Origin of the sequence: Deminuibacter soli, from assembly GCF_003412455.1 — a bacterium.
Classification (GTDB): domain Bacteria; phylum Bacteroidota; class Bacteroidia; order Chitinophagales; family Chitinophagaceae; genus Deminuibacter; species Deminuibacter soli.
Genome location: NZ_QTJU01000003.1, coordinates 292,317 through 311,788 on the forward strand (window position 1 = coordinate 292,317; position 19,472 = coordinate 311,788).

General features: G+C 47.7%; 17 protein-coding genes and 1 riboswitch. Of the genes, 6 read left to right on the forward strand and 11 right to left on the reverse strand.

What is annotated here, in order from left to right:
- Window positions 1-9 precede the first annotated feature (9 nt).
- The 3 genes from DXN05_RS11590 to DXN05_RS11600 form a co-directional block, all read right to left on the reverse strand.
- Window positions 10-1,476: an MFS transporter gene (locus DXN05_RS11590; protein ID WP_211330027.1), complete on the reverse strand. Its 1,467-nt coding sequence runs from the start codon at window positions 1,474-1,476 to the stop codon at window positions 10-12.
- A gap of 111 nt (window positions 1,477-1,587) precedes the next feature.
- On the reverse strand, window positions 1,588-2,877 hold the full coding sequence (locus tag DXN05_RS11595) for a glucose-1-phosphate adenylyltransferase (RefSeq protein ID WP_116847407.1): 1,290 nt from the start codon (window positions 2,875-2,877) through the stop codon (window positions 1,588-1,590).
- A 12-nt stretch (window positions 2,878-2,889) separates the two neighbouring features.
- Window positions 2,890-4,308 carry a glycogen synthase gene (locus DXN05_RS11600; protein WP_116847408.1) on the reverse strand — a complete coding sequence of 473 codons (1,419 nt, stop codon included), beginning with the start codon at window positions 4,306-4,308 and terminating at the stop codon, window positions 2,890-2,892.
- A 156-nt stretch (window positions 4,309-4,464) separates the two neighbouring features.
- On the opposite strand from DXN05_RS11600, the gene DXN05_RS11605 reads away from it, so the two are divergent.
- Window positions 4,465-6,099, forward strand: a complete 1,635-nt coding sequence (locus tag DXN05_RS11605) for an MFS transporter (RefSeq protein ID WP_116847409.1) — start codon at window positions 4,465-4,467, stop codon at window positions 6,097-6,099.
- A gap of 47 nt (window positions 6,100-6,146) precedes the next feature.
- Window positions 6,147-7,121, forward strand: a complete 975-nt coding sequence (locus tag DXN05_RS11610; RefSeq protein WP_116847410.1) for an ROK family protein — start codon at window positions 6,147-6,149, stop codon at window positions 7,119-7,121.
- Window positions 7,122-7,721: 600 nt separating this feature from the next.
- Here the strand turns inward: DXN05_RS11610 and pnuC are convergent.
- The 6 genes from pnuC to namA all read right to left on the reverse strand — a co-directional run bounded on the left by pnuC (window position 7,722) and on the right by namA (window position 13,647).
- Window positions 7,722-8,291 carry a nicotinamide riboside transporter PnuC gene (gene pnuC, locus DXN05_RS11615; RefSeq protein ID WP_116847411.1) on the reverse strand — a complete coding sequence of 190 codons (570 nt, stop codon included), beginning with the start codon at window positions 8,289-8,291 and terminating at the stop codon, window positions 7,722-7,724.
- A 73-nt stretch (window positions 8,292-8,364) separates the two neighbouring features.
- A riboswitch (TPP riboswitch) is annotated at window positions 8,365-8,459 on the reverse strand.
- A gap of 125 nt (window positions 8,460-8,584) precedes the next feature.
- On the reverse strand, window positions 8,585-8,764 hold the full coding sequence (locus DXN05_RS11620) for a hypothetical protein (protein ID WP_116847412.1): 180 nt from the start codon (window positions 8,762-8,764) through the stop codon (window positions 8,585-8,587).
- Between the two features lie 120 nt (window positions 8,765-8,884).
- A complete protein-coding gene (locus tag DXN05_RS11625; protein ID WP_116847413.1) occupies window positions 8,885-9,928 on the reverse strand; it encodes a hypothetical protein in 1,044 nt (347 codons plus the stop codon).
- Window positions 9,929-9,943: 15 nt separating this feature from the next.
- Window positions 9,944-11,431, reverse strand: coding sequence for an MBOAT family O-acyltransferase (locus DXN05_RS11630; protein WP_116847588.1), 1,488 nt, complete (start codon window positions 11,429-11,431; stop codon window positions 9,944-9,946).
- 201 nt (window positions 11,432-11,632) lie between these two features.
- Complete coding sequence (locus tag DXN05_RS11635) at window positions 11,633-12,484, reverse strand: polysaccharide deacetylase family protein (RefSeq protein ID WP_116847414.1); 852 nt, start codon at window positions 12,482-12,484, stop codon at window positions 11,633-11,635.
- 92 nt (window positions 12,485-12,576) lie between these two features.
- Window positions 12,577-13,647, reverse strand: coding sequence for an NADPH dehydrogenase NamA (namA, locus tag DXN05_RS11640; RefSeq protein ID WP_116847415.1), 1,071 nt, complete (start codon window positions 13,645-13,647; stop codon window positions 12,577-12,579).
- A gap of 378 nt (window positions 13,648-14,025) precedes the next feature.
- Between namA and DXN05_RS11645 the strand changes: the two genes are divergently transcribed.
- A complete protein-coding gene (locus DXN05_RS11645) occupies window positions 14,026-14,424 on the forward strand; it encodes a response regulator (RefSeq protein WP_158559219.1) in 399 nt (132 codons plus the stop codon).
- 65 nt (window positions 14,425-14,489) lie between these two features.
- On the opposite strand, the gene DXN05_RS11650 is transcribed toward DXN05_RS11645, so the two are convergent.
- Entirely contained in the window at window positions 14,490-14,774 is a 285-nt protein-coding gene (locus tag DXN05_RS11650) for a hypothetical protein (RefSeq protein ID WP_116847417.1), read from the reverse strand.
- A gap of 541 nt (window positions 14,775-15,315) precedes the next feature.
- Between DXN05_RS11650 and prpB the strand changes: the two genes are divergently transcribed.
- Genes prpB through DXN05_RS11665 form a run of 3 tightly spaced genes read left to right on the forward strand, consistent with a single transcriptional unit; the run spans window position 15,316 to window position 18,881 of the window.
- Window positions 15,316-16,230 carry a methylisocitrate lyase gene (gene prpB / locus DXN05_RS11655; RefSeq protein WP_116847418.1) on the forward strand — a complete coding sequence of 305 codons (915 nt, stop codon included), beginning with the start codon at window positions 15,316-15,318 and terminating at the stop codon, window positions 16,228-16,230.
- Entirely contained in the window at window positions 16,227-17,381 is a 1,155-nt protein-coding gene (gene prpC / locus DXN05_RS11660) for a bifunctional 2-methylcitrate synthase/citrate synthase (protein ID WP_116847419.1), read from the forward strand. Before prpB ends, prpC begins: the two co-directional genes overlap by 4 nt.
- Before the next feature lie 48 nt (window positions 17,382-17,429).
- Window positions 17,430-18,881: a bifunctional 2-methylcitrate dehydratase/aconitate hydratase gene (locus DXN05_RS11665; protein ID WP_116847420.1), complete on the forward strand. Its 1,452-nt coding sequence runs from the start codon at window positions 17,430-17,432 to the stop codon at window positions 18,879-18,881.
- A gap of 63 nt (window positions 18,882-18,944) precedes the next feature.
- Here the strand turns inward: DXN05_RS11665 and DXN05_RS24670 are convergent, their stop codons facing one another.
- Window positions 18,945-19,091, reverse strand: coding sequence for a hypothetical protein (locus DXN05_RS24670; RefSeq protein ID WP_158559220.1), 147 nt, complete (start codon window positions 19,089-19,091; stop codon window positions 18,945-18,947).
- Window positions 19,092-19,472 lie beyond the last annotated feature (381 nt).

Here is a 19,472-nt window from a genome sequence, read left to right on the forward strand (position 1 = left end):
GGTTGATGGTTAGCTTACCACCGGCTTTACCAGCTTTTCCTGTTTGATGCGGATGGCGCCTGCATCGTATACAAATAGTACACAGATGGCTGCGCAGATCATGCAGAAGCCTGCCAGCACAATGGCATAGATGGGTTGGTTGCCGTATAAATGTTTTACAATAGGCCCGCCAAAGATGCCGTTGACTATTTGCGGCAGGGTGATAAAGAAATTAAAGATGCCCATGTAAATGCCCAGTTTACCTGCAGGTATGGAACCCGATAATATTACGTAGGGCATGGCGAGTATGCTTGCCCAGGCCAGTCCCACGCCTATCATGGACACTTTCAGCATTGCGGGATCTTTGATAAAGTAAATGGAAATCAGTCCCGCACCACCTGCCAGCAATGAAATGGCATGTGTGGCCCTGCGGCCAATATAACGCGCCAGTACAGGCAGCAGCAGGGCATAACCTGCCGCTACAAAGTTGTAAATGCCAAAGGCTGAGCCAACCATATTACCGGCATCATTATAGGTGACAGATTTGGTATCGCTGGCTGGCAAACCGTATACATGCGTGGCTACGGCATCGGTGGTAAATACCCACATGCTGAAGAGCGCGAACCAGGAAAAAAATTGCACCAAACCCAGCTGCCGCATGGTTCTGGGCATATTGCGGAAGTCTTTAAAAATGCTTTTAAGTCCTGCTTCCTTTGCAGCTGCATCGGGTTTGCCATGATAGCGTTCATATTCAGCAGGCGGGTATTCTTTGCTAAAGAAAACAGTAACGAGTATGGCAGCCACAAAAATGATAGCGCCGATGTAAAACGAGTAGCGTATGTTGTTGGCAACGCCTGAGCTGTCTGCCACCTGTGAGCCTGCTTTGGCCAGCCATGCCTGCCAGCCGCTTTCACCTGCATGGGCTGCATAGCGTTTACTGAGGTCTGCCATAAACGAAGGCAGCGCAGAGCCTGCAACGGCACCTACACCTATCAAAAAGGTTTGTATGGCAAATCCCCTGGTGCGCTGTGCATCGGGCAGGTTATCGGCCACCAATGCTCGAAAGGGTTCCATAGCAATGTTGAAAGAGGCGTCCATTACCATTACCATACCTGCACCTATCCATAAAGCCGGGATAATGCCTGCCATTGCGCCTGAGTTGGGTAAAAAAGCAAGGGCCGTGGCACTGAGCAATGCACCGGTTAAAAAGTAGGGTTTGCGTCGGCCAAGGCGGTTCCAGGTATGGTCGCTGTAATGGCCAATAATGGGTTGTATAATCATGCCTACCAGGGGCGCTACAATCCAGAACATGGGCAGCTCATCAACATTGGCACCAAACGAACGCAATATGCGGCTGGTATTGCCATTCTGCAAGGCAAAACCGAACTGTATTCCTAAAAATCCGAAACTCATGGTGAATATCTGTAACAATCGCAGCCTGGGTTTGGCTGCTGCAGGTGCCAGCGCAGACGCGGGTGCAGGGGCAGGATGTGACATGGCAATCGTTTAATGACATTAAAATACAAAAAAACATCCGGGTACGGATGTTTTTTAGCTGCAAGCTTCTAGCCGATAGCTTGTTGGCGATAAGCCGCCTTCGGCGATGTGTTATATCATAAAACCGTCGTGGAGTACGGCGCCTTTTTTTACTACTACGATGCCATCTTTGATGGTGTAGAGCGGGTGGTCACTGTCTTCGAGGTGATCGCCGCCGTTGATGCGTACATCGTTGCCTATGCGGCAGTTTTTATCGAGTATGGCCCTGTTGATATAACAGCGTTCCCCTACGCCAATGCGCGGTATGCCTTTTTTATCGTTCTCTGCAATTTGTTCGAGTGTTTCGTAAAAATCGTTCCCCATTACATAGGTATTGAGTATGGATGAACCTGCACCTATGCGGGCACGGATGCCGATAACACTGTTCTCTACACGGTTGGCCATAATGATGGAACCATCGGAGATCACTGTTTTTTCGAGCACTGAACCGCTGATTTTAGCAGGCGGCAGCATGCGGGCGCGACTGTAAATGGTTTTGGCATCATCGAACAGGTTAAAGGGCGGTATATCCTGTGCAAGGGCCAGGTTGGCTTCGTAGAAAGAATAGATATGGCCGATATCTTCCCAGTAACCATCGTACTGCGAGCTGATCACTTTGTATTTCTCAATACAATGCGGGATGATCTCTTTACCAAAATCGGTATAATCGGGATATACTTCGTTGAGTATTTCTGTGAGTACATGCCTGTTGAAAATGTAGATGCCCATAGAAGCCAGGTATACCCTGCCTTTGGCATGCATTTCTTCACCGGTATCGCTTACCCAATCGGGCAGCAGGTCTTTCTTGGGCTTTTCAATAAAGGAAGTGATGTAGTGTTCATCATTTGCCTTCAGGATACCGAAGTCGGATGCCTCCCTTTCTGCAACGGGTATGGTAGCGATGGAAATATCCGCGCCTTTTTCCTGGTGGTTCATCACCATCTCCATAAAATCGATCTGGTACAGCTGGTCACCGCTGAGGATGAGCACATACTCGAAATCGAAATTGTAGATATGGCGCAGCGACTGCCTTACAGCATCTGCTGTACCCTGAAACCATCCCGGGTTATCGGGTGTTTGTTCTGCAGCGAGGATGTCTACAAATCCCTGGCTGAAGGCACCGAAGTGATAGGTGTTTTTAATGTGTTTGTTGAGTGAGGCAGAGTTAAACTGCGTCAGCACAAACATGCGGCTGATTTCAGAATTGATACAGTTACTGATGGGAATGTCTACGAGGCGGTATTTGCCTGCAATGGGCACCGCGGGTTTTGATCTGCTGGCGGTTAGCGGGTAAAGGCGGGTTCCGGCGCCTCCACCGAGAATTACAGCAAGCACACATTTGTTAATATTGATTTTAGCCATAACCTTATTTTATTAGGGTTTAATACTTTGATACACGTTGATATATTGTTGTACGGAATTTTCCCAACTGTGGTCTATTGACATCATATGCTGCCGCATCCAATGCAGGTGTTCTTTATCGGCGAAGGCTTCTACGGCGCGGTTAACCGAGTAGGTAACGTCTCCTACACTGGCATGGTTGAACCGTATGCCCCAGCCCTGCCAGTCGCCCATATCGGTAACGGTATCGCGTAAACCGCCGGTATTGCGCACCATAGGTACCGTACCATACTTCATGGCATACATCTGGTTCAATCCGCAGGGCTCTACCCTGCTGGGCATCAGCAGGAAATCGGCGCCTGCATAAATGCGGTGGCTCAGGGCTTCATCGTAACCGATAAATACATTGTAATTGCCGGGGAAATGTCCCTTCAGCTGGTTCAGCTGCCACTCTATGTGTGGCTCGCCGCTGCCGAGAATCAGGAAGTTCACTTTTCCCTGCATACTGTACAATGCCGACAGTATAGCATCAGGCAAAATATCGGCCGCTTTTTCTCCAACCAAACGACCGATAAAGACAATCAGTGGGTTTTGTTCGTCGAGTTCAAATTCGGCGCAGAGGCTTTTTTTACTGGCCGCCTTGCCTTCTTCAACAGTATCGGGGTTATAACCGGTGCTAATCATTGGGTCGGTTGCGGGATCCCATACTTCGGCATCGATGCCGTTGAGGATACCCACACATTTTCCTTTTTCATATTCAAACAATGCCTCCAGGCCGTTGCTCATGTATTTCAGCTCGTCCAGGTAACTCCAGCTTACGGTGGTTACTTTCCAGGCGCAGCGTATGCCGCATGCCAGCGGGTTAATGGTGTTTTTCCATTCCAGCAGGCCACCTTTCCAGGGATCCCATGCGGGTATGTAATTGCTTTTGTCCCAACCCATCCAGCCCTGGTACTGTGCATTGTGTATGGTGAGTACCGTGGGCACATTGGCCAGGCGGTTGTACTCATAACAATGCTGTATCATAAACGGGATCATGGCGGTGTGATGATCGTGGCAGTGGATTACGTCGGGTTTGTGTTCCCAGTGGTTAATCCAGTTAATGACAGCTACCTGGAAGGCCATAAAACGTTCGGTATCGTCGTGGTAGCCATAAATGCGCTCACGGTCAAGCAATCCGTTAATATCTACAAGGTAAAGATCAAAACCGAGTTTCCGGGTTTTCTCCCGGATAATTGTAAAATCGAACCAATAGTCGCCGATATGGGTACGGCCTTTAAAGTCTACATCAAACTGGTTCTGGTAAAGAAATTTGGTACGGTACATGGGCATCACCACTTTGCTCTGGTGACCCATTTTGTTCTGGTATTTGGGCAGGGCTCCTACTACATCCCCAAGACCACCGGCCTTGGCTACAGGGTAACATTCCGCGCTTACATGCAATATTTCCATGTGTTAAAGCTATATCAAGAGTGTGTGTTATACAAGTTAAGTACCAAATTATTATACACTTAAAGCACCAGAAAAGTTTTTCATAGGGCAAAATGTGTTTACTTTACGCATTATTTTCACCAACTACACTCATTATTAAAGACAGTTTTGTTTGTCATGAACCAACCAACGAATCAAAAAACCAACGGCGGTGCACTGGCTACATTGGTACTGGTATTCTTTTTCTGGGGCTTTTTAGCAGCATCTAACGGTATTTTTATCCCCTTCTGTAAATCCCATTTCGGACTTAATCAATTACAATCACAGCTGATTGATTCTTCATTTTACGGAGCGTATTTTATCGGCTCGCTGGTACTGTACCTGGCTTCTACGCGTATCGGGTATGATATCCTGAATAAGATTGGTTATAAAAAAGGTATCATTTACGGTTTGCTTATTTCCATCATCGGCGCCTGCTGCATGATACCGGCCGTTCAATCCGGTCAGTATGCATTGATACTCGGTGCCTTTTTTATCATCGCCCTCGGCTTTTCCCTGCAGCAAACAGCGGCTAACCCGTTTGCCATTGCGCTGGGCAGTCCTGCCACAGGTGCACACCGGTTGAGCCTGGCAGGTGGTGTTAACTCACTGGGTACAACCATTGGCCCCATCATTGTAACGCTGGTAATTTTTGGCACTGTTGCGGCAACAGACGAGCAGAAAGCCAATGCCTCACTCGGCAGCATCAATACATTATACATCATATTAGCGGCGGTGTTCCTGCTGGTAACAGGTATTTTCGCGATTGCCAAAATGCCGCGTGTAAACAGCGACGAGCCGTTTGAAACCACCAGCAAAGCTACGCGCGCCATGCTGGGTATTACCGGTGTGGTAGCAGCAGCCATTGTAGTGGGTTATTTTTTACCTGATGAAAGCGCTTCTGCCAATGCCAAGCTGTACAAATTCATTTTGCTGCTGGCGATTGTGATCGGCGTTATCGGCATACTGGTAAGCGCCAACAAATCGGCTGAACGCAACCATGATGGCTGGGGTGCTATGAAATACCCGCAGCTGGTACTGGGTATGATTGGCATTTTTATGTATGTGGGCGTGGAAGTAACCATCCAGAGTAACCTGGGTGCCTTGCTGAAACTCGATTCATTCGGTGGTTATGACGAATCTAAAATATCACACTTTGTTTCCCTGTACTGGGGCAGCTTAATGATTGGCCGGTGGACGAGCGCCATTACGGTGTTTAACTTTAAGCCAGGCGTTAAAAAGATCATGACCGTGGTAGTGCCTTTCGTGGCATTCGGCGTGGTATTGCTGGTAAACCATATCAGCGGTAACAATGTAAGTGACCTGTACATGTATGCCATTTGCGTAGCTGTACTGATTGTTGCCAACTTTATTGCAGAAGAAAAACCTGCCAAACTGTTGCTGGTACTGGGCGTGCTCGGTGTTATTGCCATGCTGGTTGGTTTAAGCTTCACGGGCAGGGTTGGCTTATATGCCTTCCTGAGCGGTGGCCTGGTATGTTCTATTATGTGGCCCAGCATTTTTGCACTGGCTGTTACCGGCCTGGGCAAATACACCAGCCAGGGTTCTGCATTCCTGATTATGATGATCCTGGGCGGCGCTATTATTCCGCCATTACAGGGTAGTCTTGCAGACATGCTCGACATTCACACATCCTATATAGTGCCTGTATTCTGTTTTGCCTACATGATATTCTTTGCGTGGAAAGTAAGCCAGATATTGAAAAAACAGGGCATTGACATTAACAACATATCGTCTGAAGGCGGTCACTAATTTTGTTTAAGCAAGCAATCAAGCAATAAACCAGAATTTTTTTTACTATGTCTGTTCCCGTTTCACAACAGTTGGCTATCGGAATTGATATTGGCGGTACCAACAGCGTATTTGGCATTGTCGACAATCGTGGAGATATTCATTATCGCGGCGCTATCTCTACAAAAACACACGCAAAGGTGGAGGATTATATCGAGGAGTTGTACCAGGCCATAGCTCCTGCTATTGCCGAGGTAGGTGGCAAAGAATACATCAAGGGTATTGGTGTGGGCGCGCCTAACGGCAACTACTACACCGGCTCTATTGATTATGCACCCAATCTTCCCTGGCGCGGTATTATTCCGCTGGCTTCTTTAATCCAGGATAAGTTCGGTTTTCCCGCAGCACTTACCAACGACGCCAATGCAGCTGCAGTAGGCGAAATGATGTATGGTGCTGCCAAGGGTATGAAACACTTTATCGTGATTACCCTGGGTACAGGTGTAGGCAGCGGTATTGTCATTAACGGGCAGGTGGTATACGGTCACGACGGTTTTGCGGGTGAACTGGGTCATACCATTATTGTTCCCGGCGGCCGCAAGCACTGGAGTACCGGCGCTGAAGGCTCTGTAGAAACTTATGCCTCTGCAACCGGTGTTCGTTTAACGGCACTGGAACTGCTCAATAAATACGAGCACCAGGACAGCGTACTGCGCAATTTCCCCGTAGCTGAAATTGACAGCCGCGTGGTGTATGATTGTGCCGTACAGGGCGATGCCATTGCCAACGAAGTATACCAGTTTACCGGTGAAATACTGGGTAAGGCACTGGCCAATTTCGTAATGTTCTCTTCGCCTGAAGCCATTATCCTGTTTGGTGGTTTGTGTAAAGCCGGCAAGCTGATTATGGACCCTACACGCAAGCACATGGAAGAAAACCTGCTGCCTATTTTCCAGAATAAGGTGAAGCTGGTTTTCAGCGAGCTGAAAGAATCAGACGCTGCCATTCTCGGCGCAAGCGCGCTGGTGTGGGAATTGAAATAACATTCCGGTTATTTGTTGATATGATCCGCAGGTTGAGTATTCGGCCTGCGGATTTTTCTTTTAGCTGCGGGCGGTGAGCTTGTTAGGGATGGTACCCGCCTGCGGCGGTGGTGCCAGGGCAGGTTTGAAGGTTTAAGGGTTTAACGTTTAAAGTAGCAGACAGCGACGATTCCTGGGTTTGATACTTGCTAAGATCACAATAGCTGCAAGCTGATAGCTGCCTGGTTTTAACCCGCCTCCGGCGACAAGTGTAATACTCGCTTAGATAGTCTCGACTGTCGATGTCTCGATTCTCGAAATTGGTACGCGCTTAGATCACTCACGGCTCAATGCCGTTTAATTAAGCGTGATTGATATTTTTTACCGCAAAGAACACAAAGAGAAAACCCACAAAGTTCACAAAGAGGTTGTTTACTAAATGACATTGACTGACGAAAAGTACCCGCTCAGATAGTCTCGACTGTCGATGTCTCGATTCTCGAAATTAGTACTCGCTTAGATCACTCACGACTGACAACTCACGACTGACGAAAAGTACCCGCTCAGATAGTCTCGACTGTCGACGTCTCGATTCTCGAAATTGGTACTCGCTTAGATCACTCACGCCAGCTGGTGCTGGTAGCTTTTCTTCCATTCCATATAGCCTTTGATGCACATGAGGGTGGTGAAGACAGAGAGGGCAGCGTACATATAGAGGCCGCGGTCAAGCTGGAGCCATACGGATGTGCCGTTGAGGATAAACCAGTAGTACCAGCCGGTTAATACCTTGCGGGCTTCCATATAGGTGGCTATGAAGCTGAATACAGTCATAGCAGCGTCTACATAGGGCCTGGGCGAATCGGTGTAACGATGCATGATGTGACCGAGGTAGAGGCTTAACAGCAGGCCGCCTGTAATGCTGAGCACGTGCCAGCTGGTTTGCCAGTTGCGTACCGGGGTTTTGTTTTCCCGGTTGCGGTGACTTGTCCAGAACACCCAGCCATACACACCTGCCAGCACATAGTAACCGTTTAAACCTGCTTCGAGGTACAGCTTGTGATGAAAATAGAGGTATACGGTAATGAGCGACCCGATAATGCCAAAGGGCCAGCACCAGTTGTTTTCCTTGATAATAAACACCAGGTACAGTAATCCGCAGATGACGGAGATGAGTTCAACCAGCTTTTCCATAAATCACCAGTACTTTGAAAGTAAAGGGGCTACCGCCGGCATGAACAGGAATATGTACAAAGGGAAAGCGTGTGTAGAAAGATCCTAACCTTCCCTTCGCAGGCATTATCCTGTTCAGGTTCAACGGGTATATCTCAGCCTCCAGCGGAAGCACCCCGGGAAAGCACAAAGGTAGTAAAAAAGACAATCAAGAGAAACAAGTCGGATTGGTGCAGTTTTTTCTCCTGCTTAGGGTTGGGTTAACGCTGTGTTGCGGAATCAGGAGAAAAAGCCTGATCGGGCTATTGCTGATTTTACGATTGCAAATCGCCCAGCATATCATCGAGTTGTGCATCGCTTATTTCACGGGCGCTTTCGTTAAAAGGCTCTTCCGTGCGTGCAAATGCATCGGCTGTGCCGTTGGCCCATGGCTCGTCGCTGAGGGTGTTTTTATCCTGCTCCTGCTCTTTCTTTTTTGCTTTTTCCGGATCCATAGCTGCTCCTTTTTACTGTAAATTAACTAAAACCCGGGAAAATTGTTGGATAGCCTGATTGTTTGATTGCTATGTTTTTCTTAACAATTAAGCCATCCATCCATGGCAGCCATCTATTGGCTACTTTTCAGCCAATTCGTTGCCGTGGTTACCATACACCTTTTCCATGATTTGCTCGGCTACATGCGGGCGGTAGTGCGAGGTTTCGTAATAGTTCTGCAGGTTGTCGGTGATGTTGTTTTTGCCGGAGAAATCGTATACATTGTTTTCGCCAAAAATGCCTTTCAGCGTTTGTACATCGGCAGGGTTTAATTTCAGCTGATCGTACAGCGGGTTGATGATGATTTTATAGCTGGTTTGCATGCCTGCAAAAATCGCGTGCATATGGTTCAGCAATTGCAGCTGTGGCGCGCCGATGATAACAGGCGATGTTTTTTCGATGCTGTCGCGTGTATAAAAAATAGCCTGACGGGGCTGGTAAAAATCAGCGGGGTTGTGTGCGATCATTTTTTCGTATACCGACTGCCGCACTTCGTTGGTAATGTAGTTGTAATCGAGCGGGCGGTCATCGAGCAGGAATTCTTTTTTCATGTAATCTTTTACCTTGCCGGTGAGTTTGAAATCAAGATAGGCGCGGAAAAACTTCACATCAAAGAAAGCCTGGAAACAGGCCAGCTGGAAGGCAATGGGCATTTGCCCTGACAGGTGCGGATCTTTTGAAAACAGGTGTCCTTCTGAATTATGCGTTTGGTTCAATGTTGCATAATCCAGTATCACCAATGCATTTTTAATGGGCGCTTTCCTGTTGTTGAGGAAATCGATTTTCTTTTCAATGCCATACAGCGATTCGCCCGAGGCATCAAAATGATAGCAGTTGTCGGGGTTTTCGTGAATGTAATTGTTCCACCTGCCTACTTCATAGTACATGGAACGGGAGTTGCCGAAGATATAAGATGTGTAGTGGTATTCGGGATAGTGGTTGATCCAGTTTTCTGTAGAAACAAAGTCCTTATTGAGGCTGATATAATTGGGTTTGTCTGAACGGTAATACGCGGCATAATGCCCGATGACCTTAAACGGATCGAGCACCAGGTACAGCACCACAAACGGCACGAGTGGCAAGCTGAACAGGAACAAACGTTTTAGAAATAAGCGCACTTTCATGACTGTTTTTTAAGGTTAAAACTGGAAATAAATAAACTGCCTGTTCTGGTATACGCCGCAGAACACGATGAGCACAATACAGGTATAATATACTGCCCAGCGCACATAACGCGGTTTTTGCTGCAGCAGGCTGGTTACATGATACCTGCGTTGCAGCCACTGCGCCAGTTCAAGCCCTGCTATTACCAGCAGGCCCATCACCACATCGGGCATGTACACAGGAATATAACCAAATGCGTCGCGTATGCTTTGTGCATTTACGCCGCGTTTTACCATGGCCAGTACATCGGTGACTGCATGCGGAATACGGCGTGCAATAAAACCGGCATCGCTGATGGTATTGGCGCGAAAGAATATCCAGGCAAAGGTTACCAGGCAATAGGTAGTAAACATCTGCACGGTATTGTATAACCAGGGTATACGCTTCAACCCTGTTTTCTCATTGATAAAGTCTCTCGGCTTTTGTGTTACAATGGCAAACACCAGGTAAAAGCCGTGCAGGGCGCCCCATACAATGAACGTCCAGTTGGCGCCATGCCACAGGCCGCTTACCAGGAATACAAAGAATAAGTTGAAATACCAGCGCGGCACAGATACGCGGTTGCCACCGAGTGATATGTACAGGTAATCCCTGAACCAGGTGGACAGTGATATATGCCAGCGTTTCCAGAACTCGGAAATGTTTTTGGCGTAATAAGGTGTGTCGAAGTTCTTCATGAGTTTGAAACCCATTACACGTGCTGAACCGAGTGCAATATCAGAGTAGCCGGAGAAATCGCAGTAAATCTGGAAAGAGAAAAATACCGTGGCCATTAGCAGCACCAGCGGCGAAAACAGGTGCGGACTGTTGAATACAGGATCGGTGATTTGCGCCAGCCTGTCTGCCACCACTACTTTCTTCAGCAGGCCCCATAACATGAGGCGCAGGCCGCTGGTAACATTGTTGTAATCGAAGTATTTCTTTTCATGAAACTGGTACAGGATGTTTTGCGGCCTTTCAATAGGGCCTGCCACCAGCTGCGGGTAAAACATCACGTACAGCGCATAGATACCGAAATGCCTTTCAGCCTTATGGTGACCGCGGTATACCTCAATGGTGTAACTCATGGCCTGGAAAGTGTGGAAGGATAAGCCGATGGGCAGTATCAGCTTCAGCAGTGGCAAGGCAGCACCGGTTATGTGCAGGGACACCAGCAGGTCGTTAATACTGCCTGCGAAGAAGTTGTAGTATTTAAATACAGCGAGTGTGCCTACATTGGTAATGATGCTCATCACCAGCCACATTTTTCGCCGGGTACCTGTGGCACCTTCAATTAAAATGCCTGCGTAGTAATCCACGATAATGGTAAAGAACAGAATAAGCAGGTAGGCCGGGATAAATGCTGCATAAAACACGCAACTGGCGATGAGCAGGTGCAGCCAGCGCCAGCGATGGGGCAGCAAAAAGTACAGGATGGTAACAACCGGGAAGAATAACAAAAACTGGAACGAGTTAAACAGCATTGGTTTCAGGTTTTCTATGTAGCATGCTGTTAACAAAATAATTGCATTTTGCTGCCCGGTGAACCAACTTTCCAATAAACGACGCTAAAAACCTCGTAAACGTATATAAAAAAGCCTGTTACCGTTAATACGCCAGCCGGGAATGCACTAGGCTGGTTATATTATTCAGTAACAGGCACTTATGAAATGTTGCGCGTATTTTTATTTACGCTGTACCAGTGGATAGTGGTCAATTGTTTCAAACACGTTGCGCGGATCTTGTTTCAGGATCTGGATGAAACGGGTGAGCGAATCGGCGTATTGCGCTTTGGCAAACAGCCTGTCGTGCGAAAGAATAACGATGGCGTTTTCTTCGTTGGTGATACCGTCGTCGAATTTCTTGTTTATTTCCCTGGCCAGTTCTTCTGCACCCTGTTTGGGGATAGAACCGCCCGGTTTAAATTCCCACTCTACATCCCAGCCAATTACGTTGTAATGCATGGCAGCGAGTTTATCGCGCACAGCCTTGGCCGATTTGGGGCCTTTGTTTTCATCTTTACCTACCCATGAGTTGCTGCCCGGGAGACGGATGATTTTAACCGGCACCTGCAGTTCGCTTTCAGCTCTCAGCAAATCCTGCACAGCACTGTCGGGCTGTGTGTAGTATTTTTTATAGTTGTTTTGAAAACCATGTGAGTAACTGTGGTTGGCCAGCAGGAACTCGGGGTAACCATTGCGGATAGAATCAACAAAGCGTTTGCGGCGCTGGTCAATCATGTGCATGCCTACTGCAAAGAATGTGGCTTTTACGCCTTCTTTGGTAAAGATGCCTTTACAAATGGTTGATCCGGGAGGCTGCGGGGAATCGTCCCAGGTAAGAAAGATATAGCGTTTGGAGCTATCGTATTTAAAAGGGCCGCCGGGTGTGGGTTTCGCGGCAACGTTTTTGGTTGAATCGGCTGAGGCCGCCTTGTTCTCTGATTTTCCTTTACATCCTGCAAGCAACAGCATTACGGCAAGAGAGCCGCCTGAGAGGCGCAGCAAAAAAGGTGTTGTTCTAAGTGTTGTTCTCATACAAAAGTCTATTTAAAAGAATGGTTACACAAGTACTGATGAAAGTGGGCTAAGGTAATTATTTCAATAATGCAAGCGCACATGAAACCCGTTTATTCTGCGGGTTTTGCCCTTTGGTACTGAACAGGCCAGGTTAAATTATCACCTAACTCACGGGCTGCATGCAGCGGAAAATAAGGGTCGCGCAGCAACTGCCTTGCCATAAACACCAGGTCGGCCTGTTTCTTCGCGATGATGTCTTCTGCCTGTTGTGCAGTGGTAATCATGCCTACTGCACCGGTGCGTATGCCTGCCGCATTACGTATGGCGGTTGCAAAAGGCAGCTGGTACAAAGGCCCTACTGGTATTTTTACTTTCAGTACGTTACCGCCGCTGGAGCAATCTATTACATCTGCGCCCAGCTCTTTCAGTATCGCTGCCAGGCGAATGGAATCATCTTCAGTCCAGCCACCTTCAGCCCAGTCTGTCGCCGAAATGCGTACAAACAGCGGAAGTCCTGCAGGCCATACCTTGCGTACTGCTGCCGTTACTTCGCGCAGCAGGCGCGTTCTGTTGTCGAAGCTGCCACCATATTCATCGGTGCGGATGTTACTGAGCGGTGATAAAAACTGGTGCAGCAGGTAGCCATGTGCGGCATGTAATTCTACTACTTTAAAACCTGCCTGTAAAGCACGTTCTGCAGCAACGCGGAAAGCCGCAACAGTATCCTTTATTTCTTCCACGGTCATGGCTTCGGGAAACGGGTATTCGGGCGAAAAAGGGAGGGCACTGGGCGCTTTTACTTTCCAGCCGCCTTCGTTTTCGGGTATCCTCTTATTCCCGTTCCACGGGAGTGTGGTGCTTGCCTTGCGGCCGGCGTGCGCCAGCTGTATGCCTGCCACCGCTCCCTGCGCATGAATAAATTGCGTGATGTTGCTGAATGCAGTTACCTGTTCATTATTCCAGATACCGAGATCACCCAAACTAATGCGCCCTTCCGGTACCACAGCAGTAGCTTCGGTAATGATTAGTCCGGCCCCGCCTACTGCCCTGCTGCCAAGATGTACCAGGTGCCAGTTATTGGGCAGGCCATCGGTGGCGGAGTATTCGCACATGGGTGAAACAACAATACGATTGCGCAATACCACCTCTCGGATAGTTAAAGGACTAAACAAATAACTCATAGGTGAAATTTTATATACGGAAACGAAAGCAAAGTAATATGAATATTATGCCATACCCACATTTTATCAACATAAAGAGATCTTTTTTGATTAAATTAAAATTAAACGGTGCAACAATGACCCTGAACAGATACATTTGTATGACTGGTCAGTTCCCTTTGAACAGCTATTTAATCCCTGGTATCGATGGAATAAACTCCTGACCTGTAGTATTGTGTAGATCTGTCCACAATCCGCGTTAAACACCTTGCCAGCTAACAGCGAGTTACAGTTGTATCCGAAAAACATTTTTTTAGAACGGCAGCTTTCCAAAGCGGCCATGATGGCTTGTACAACAGCTAAACTAAGCAACCATTGACTGTTTAATGAGAAATGATTATGAAAAAGCAAGAACTGGCCTGTATTATAGACGATGACCTCATTTACTTATACAACATGCAAAAACTGCTTGCGCTGCATAGTATAAACAATGTGCTCGTTTTTCACAATGGTGAAGAGGCCATGCAATACTTCACAGAAACAGGTTTTGCCACAGCCTGTATGCCCGATATAATACTGCTTGATATTAATATGCCGGTGATGAACGGCTGGGAATTCCTGGATGCTTTTAAAGAAGCACGCCCGCTGATTCAGAAAGACATTACGATTTACATGGTAAGCTCTTCGGTTGACAAGGATGATATGAAGCGTGCGAAGAGTTATGAAGAAGTGGCCGACTATTTTGTAAAGCCCGTTACACTGGCCAACCTGGAGAAAATATTGTCTGTTTTATCCTGATACCCTGTTACGGGCAATAAAATCACCTGCAAATATTGCCTGGATTATATACTCATAGCAACCTACTACGATAAACTAAAACCTTCGGGACTTTTATATACCTGCTCTTCTGAATACTCGTAGCGTATATTCCAATCAAGCTGATCAAAAGAATTGTCTGCATGCAGCAGCAATAACACAAAGCCATCGCCTGCTTCCACGAAAATAAATGTATCGTACTTTACTGCGTAGTTGGCATCATTCTCTACCAGCACTATTGAATACAGGATGGCATCATTTTTTTTCTGCACCAGCACTTTGGCAGTGTAGGCCAGGTCGTTGTAAGTAAAGGAAATCAATAGATTTTTCATACACCTCTGTTGCTTGATTAAAGCTATCAAGAAGCTGGGTTCACAGCTATTAAATAGCACTTAAACACGATGAAAATATAGTAAATATGCGGCTTCACGCATGTACTGCAACATAGCACACACAACGTTAAGGACGTGTGTATTTTAGTGAATGCCGCGTGTTTTCCAGTGAGTGCTGCGTTACAGCGGGTGAAAGCCTGAACAGTGAATAGTGAATAGGCAATAGTGAATAAAAAAAGCGGATACCATGCTGGTATATGCAACATTATCGCAGCGTCTGGGGTAGTTAAGGCAGGTGTATTCACTATTGACTATTCAATGTCGTTTAGTTAATAACCTCTTTGTGAACTTTGTGGGTTTTCCCTTTGCGTTCTTTGCGGTAAAAAATATCAATCACGCTTAACTAAACGGCATTGATTGACTATTCACCGGACGTATTGCTTCCCTTATGCACCACGCACAATTAACACTAACAGCCGCAAGCTTTCGGCAGAAACCAGTATATTACGTAACAATTTCTTGTCCATATAAACAAAAACGCATGCTAACAAACCATGTAAACCAGCAGCAAAGCACGTTAACTGCAGGCGGGCGTTTCAGGGAGGCCATGCGCAATGCGCAACCATTGCAAATTGCGGGGGCCATTAACGCCAATCATGCATTACTGGCCACGCAGGCAGGTTTCAATGCCATTTATTTATCAGGCGGCGGGGTTGCTGCCGGCTCACTCGGAATTCCTGATCTCGGTATTACCACCCTCGATGATGTGCTCACCGATATTTACCGCATTACCAATGTTACAAATACGCCTTTACTTGTTGATGTAGACACCGGCTTCGGTCCTTCTGCATTTAACATCGCACGCACCGTTCAATCGTTGATCAAAGCAGGCGCAGGCGCCCTGCATATTGAAGACCAGGTAGGCGCCAAACGCTGCGGCCACCGCCCGGGTAAGGAAATTGTAAGCAGCGATGAAATGGTTGACCGTATAAAAGCAGCCGTAGACGCCCGTACAGACGAACAGTTTGTGATTGGCGCACGTACCGATGCACTGGCCAATGAAGGCATTGATAAAGCACTGGAACGTGCAGGGGCCTATGCACAGGCAGGGGCTGATTTTATTTTTGCGGAAGCCATCAGCGAATTATCACAATACACGCGTTTTGCAGAAGCAACCGGACTGCCCATTCTCGCCAACATCACCGAGTTTGGTTTTACTCCCCTGTTTACGGTAGATGAACTGAAAAAGGCCGGCGTATCGCTGGTGCTGTACCCGCTCAGTGCATTCCGCGCAGCCAATAAAGCAGCGTTAAATGTATACAATGCCATACGCCAGGAAGGCACGCAGAAAAATGTAATCGACACCATGCAAACCAGGGCCGAGTTGTATGAAAGCATCGGCTACTACAGCTTTGAACAAAAATTAGATCAGCTCTTTCAAAAAAATAAATCATGAGCAGCGAACCTACACCAACCGAATTTAAACCAAAGAAATCCGTAGCCCTCTCCGGCGTTGTTGCAGGCAATACCGCCCTGTGCTCGGTAGGTAAAAGCGGGAACGACCTGCATTACCGCGGTTACGATATACTTGACCTGGCCGGTGCAGCCTGTTTTGAAGAAGTGGCTTATTTACTGATACATGGCAGCCTGCCTGATAAAGCACAGTTCGCTGCCTACAGCGCCAAACTGAAATCATTACGCGGCCTGCCCAATGCCGTGAAACAGATACTGGAACAGCTGCCTGCCACCACGCATCCCATGGATGTGCTGCGCACTGCCACATCGGTGCTGGGCACGGTTGCACCTGAAAAGGATGATCACAACACTGCGGGGGCAAGAGATATAGCCGATAAACTGGTGGCCTGCCTGGGCTCTGCCTTACTGTACTGGTACCACTATGCACACAATGGCCGCCGTATTGATGTGGAGACGGATGACGCCAGCATCGGTGGACATTTTCTGCACCTGCTGCATGGAAAAAAATGCCCGCCTTCCTGGGAAAAAGCCATGCAGGTTTCGCTGAACCTGTATGCAGAACATGAATTCAATGCCTCTACATTTACCGCAAGGGTTATAGCAGGCACGGGCTCTGATATCTATTCAGCTGTAACAGGCGCTATCGGTGCGTTGCGCGGGCCCAAACATGGCGGGGCCAATGAAGTGGCTTATGATATACAAAGCCGCTACAGCTCGCCCGATGAAGCGGAAGCAGACGTACGCACCAGGCTGGAGAAAAAAGAAGTGATCATTGGTTTTGGTCACCCGGTATACACCATCAGTGACCCGCGCAATAAAGTGATTAAACAGGTGGCCAGGCAACTGAGCGTGGAAGCAGGCGACAGCCAGCTGTTTCATATTGCCGAACGCCTGGAAACACTGCTATGGGCAGAAAAGAAAATGTTCCCGAACCTGGACTGGTTCTCGGCTGTCTCCTATCATGTAATGGGTGTGCCTACGTTGTTCTTTACCCCGCTGTTTGTAATATCGCGCGTAACCGGCTGGTGTGCGCATATCATAGAACAACGGCAGGATGGCAAAATCATTCGCCCAAGCGCCAATTACACCGGGCCTGACAACCGCCCCTTTGTTCCAATTGAAGAACGCTAACCGCAATCATAACCATTCAAACTATCCATCCATCAAACAACAGAACAGATGTCCGCTCACATTTCAACTAATAACAGACCGCAACCAGACATGGTTTTAGCCGATATAGCCGATTATGTATTAAACTATGAAATAAGCAGTGCAACTGCATGGACCACCGCGCACTACTGCCTGCTCGATACGCTGGGCTGCGGGCTGGAAGCACTCACCTACCCTGCCTGCACCAAACTGCTGGGCCCTGTGGTACCCGGTACCATTGTGCCCAACGGTGCAAAAGTACCCGGTACACCTTACCAGCTTGATCCCATACAGGCAGCCTTTAATATTGGCGCCATTGTACGCTGGCTCGATTTCAATGATACCTGGCTGGCAGCAGAATGGGGCCACCCCAGCGATAACCTCGGCGGCATACTGGCTGTGGCAGACTGGTTATCGCGTACAGCAGTGGCCAATGGCAAAGCACCACTAACCATGAAAGCCGTGCTGGATGCCATGATACGCGCGCATGAAATACAGGGCGTAATGGCACTGGAAAACTCCTTTAACCGCGTGGGGCTGGATCATGTAATACTGGTAAAACTAGCCACCACAGCAGTAGTAGGCAGGCTCATCGGCCTTACACGGGATGAACTGATCAACGCATTATCACTGGCTTTTGTAGATGGCCAGGCATTGCGTACCTACCGCCATGCACCCAATACCGGCAGCCGCAAATCGTGGGCAGCAGGTGATGCCACTTCGCGCGGAGTACGTTTGGCATTGATGGCGCAAACCGGTGAAATGGGTTACCCTTCTGTGCTCACTGCCAAAACATGGGGCTTCTACGATGTGCTGTTCAAAGGCAAAAGCTTCAGCTTTCAGCGGCCTTATGGTTCGTATGTAATGGAGAATGTGCTGTTTAAAATATCCTTCCCGGCCGAGTTTCATTCGCAAACAGCTGTTGAAGCAGCCATGACACTGCACAGCGAGCTGGCAGCCATGGGCAAAAGCAGTGAAGACATCAAACAGATCACCATCCGCACACATGAAGCCGCTATACGTATCATTGATAAAAAAGGCCCGTTGTACAACCCGGCAGACCGCGACCACTGTATTCAATACATGATTGCCGTACCGCTGATCTTCGGCAGGTTAACTGCGGCAGATTATGAAGACAATGTAGCACAGGACATTCGTATTGATGCGCTGCGTGACAGGATGAACATTGAAGAGAACAAACAATACACGATCGATTACCTTGATCCTGAAAAGCGCTCTATTGCCAATGCGCTTACCATTGAGTTAAACGATGGTACCGTATTATCTGAGCTGGTGGTGGAATACCCCATCGGTCACCGTTTGCGCCGTACAGAAGGTATCCCGTTGTTGATTGATAAGTTCAAGATAAACCTGGCACGCGTATTTGCCGCCAAACAGCAGCACAACATATTACAAGCATCGCTTGATTTAAACAAGCTGGTGAATATGCCGGTGCACGAGTATGTGGATTTGTATGTGTAGCCGTTAAAACGCAGTCATAAAAAAAGAGGAACGTCCGGTGATGTTCCTCTTTTCGTTTAACCGTTATTTAAAAGCAAGTTTTGCTGCGGAAGAATCTTTCACCACGGTATTGCCGGGTAAGGGTTTTGCGGCAGGCGGCGTTTTCCTGTTGCAGGTAAGCGCATATAACATTGCCGCAATTGCCGCCGGTACCATCAGACGGAATTTCATGAAAATTGGATTTAAGGTTTATACCGCAATATCATAACTGGCGGGCATATAAACAAATTAACTATCCCATGTTATACCTGCTGACACAAGCTGATTATTCTACCGGCAGGTACTTGTTAAGCAGCTTTCCATTTTTGTAGGTAAATGAGCTTTCTAATTTGAGCAGCTTTTTCTCTTTAAAAATTGAAAGTCCGTTCCCTATTGCGACAACGAAACCGTCGAGGGTTATTTGCACCTGTAATTTTTAGTTTTCGCATAGCAACCGTTTTAAGCGTGTGAGTTTGTATCACAAATATCTGAAGACGGCCTACGATATTACGGGTGTAATCACGACAGAATAGGCGGTGATTTGTGCTAAAAAACAGAAATGCCGTGGCATTT

What these genes read in the sequence shown, in the direction of transcription:
- DXN05_RS24670 (WP_158559220.1), bottom strand. Translation starts at nt 19,091, where the DNA reads ATGAAATTCCGTCTGATGGTACCGGCGGCAATTGCGGCAATGTTATAT.
- DXN05_RS11620 (WP_116847412.1), bottom strand. Translation starts at nt 8,764, where the DNA reads ATGGATCCGGAAAAAGCAAAAAAGAAAGAGCAGGAGCAGGATAAAAAC.
- pnuC (WP_116847411.1), bottom strand. Translation starts at nt 8,291, where the DNA reads ATGGAAAAGCTGGTTGAACTCATCTCCGTCATCTGCGGATTACTGTAC.
- DXN05_RS11645 (WP_158559219.1), top strand. Translation starts at nt 14,026, where the DNA reads ATGAAAAAGCAAGAACTGGCCTGTATTATAGACGATGACCTCATTTAC.
- namA (WP_116847415.1), bottom strand. Translation starts at nt 13,647, where the DNA reads ATGAGTTATTTGTTTAGTCCTTTAACTATCCGAGAGGTGGTATTGCGC.
- DXN05_RS11605 (WP_116847409.1), top strand. Translation starts at nt 4,465, where the DNA reads ATGAACCAACCAACGAATCAAAAAACCAACGGCGGTGCACTGGCTACA.
- DXN05_RS11665 (WP_116847420.1), top strand. Translation starts at nt 17,430, where the DNA reads ATGTCCGCTCACATTTCAACTAATAACAGACCGCAACCAGACATGGTT.
- DXN05_RS11625 (WP_116847413.1), bottom strand. Translation starts at nt 9,928, where the DNA reads ATGAAAGTGCGCTTATTTCTAAAACGTTTGTTCCTGTTCAGCTTGCCA.
- DXN05_RS11590 (WP_211330027.1), bottom strand. Translation starts at nt 1,476, where the DNA reads ATGTCACATCCTGCCCCTGCACCCGCGTCTGCGCTGGCACCTGCAGCA.
- DXN05_RS11635 (WP_116847414.1), bottom strand. Translation starts at nt 12,484, where the DNA reads ATGAGAACAACACTTAGAACAACACCTTTTTTGCTGCGCCTCTCAGGC.
- prpC (WP_116847419.1), top strand. Translation starts at nt 16,227, where the DNA reads ATGAGCAGCGAACCTACACCAACCGAATTTAAACCAAAGAAATCCGTA.
- DXN05_RS11650 (WP_116847417.1), bottom strand. Translation starts at nt 14,774, where the DNA reads ATGAAAAATCTATTGATTTCCTTTACTTACAACGACCTGGCCTACACT.
- prpB (WP_116847418.1), top strand. Translation starts at nt 15,316, where the DNA reads ATGCTAACAAACCATGTAAACCAGCAGCAAAGCACGTTAACTGCAGGC.
- DXN05_RS11600 (WP_116847408.1), bottom strand. Translation starts at nt 4,308, where the DNA reads ATGGAAATATTGCATGTAAGCGCGGAATGTTACCCTGTAGCCAAGGCC.
- DXN05_RS11630 (WP_116847588.1), bottom strand. Translation starts at nt 11,431, where the DNA reads ATGCTGTTTAACTCGTTCCAGTTTTTGTTATTCTTCCCGGTTGTTACC.
- DXN05_RS11610 (WP_116847410.1), top strand. Translation starts at nt 6,147, where the DNA reads ATGTCTGTTCCCGTTTCACAACAGTTGGCTATCGGAATTGATATTGGC.
- DXN05_RS11595 (WP_116847407.1), bottom strand. Translation starts at nt 2,877, where the DNA reads ATGGCTAAAATCAATATTAACAAATGTGTGCTTGCTGTAATTCTCGGT.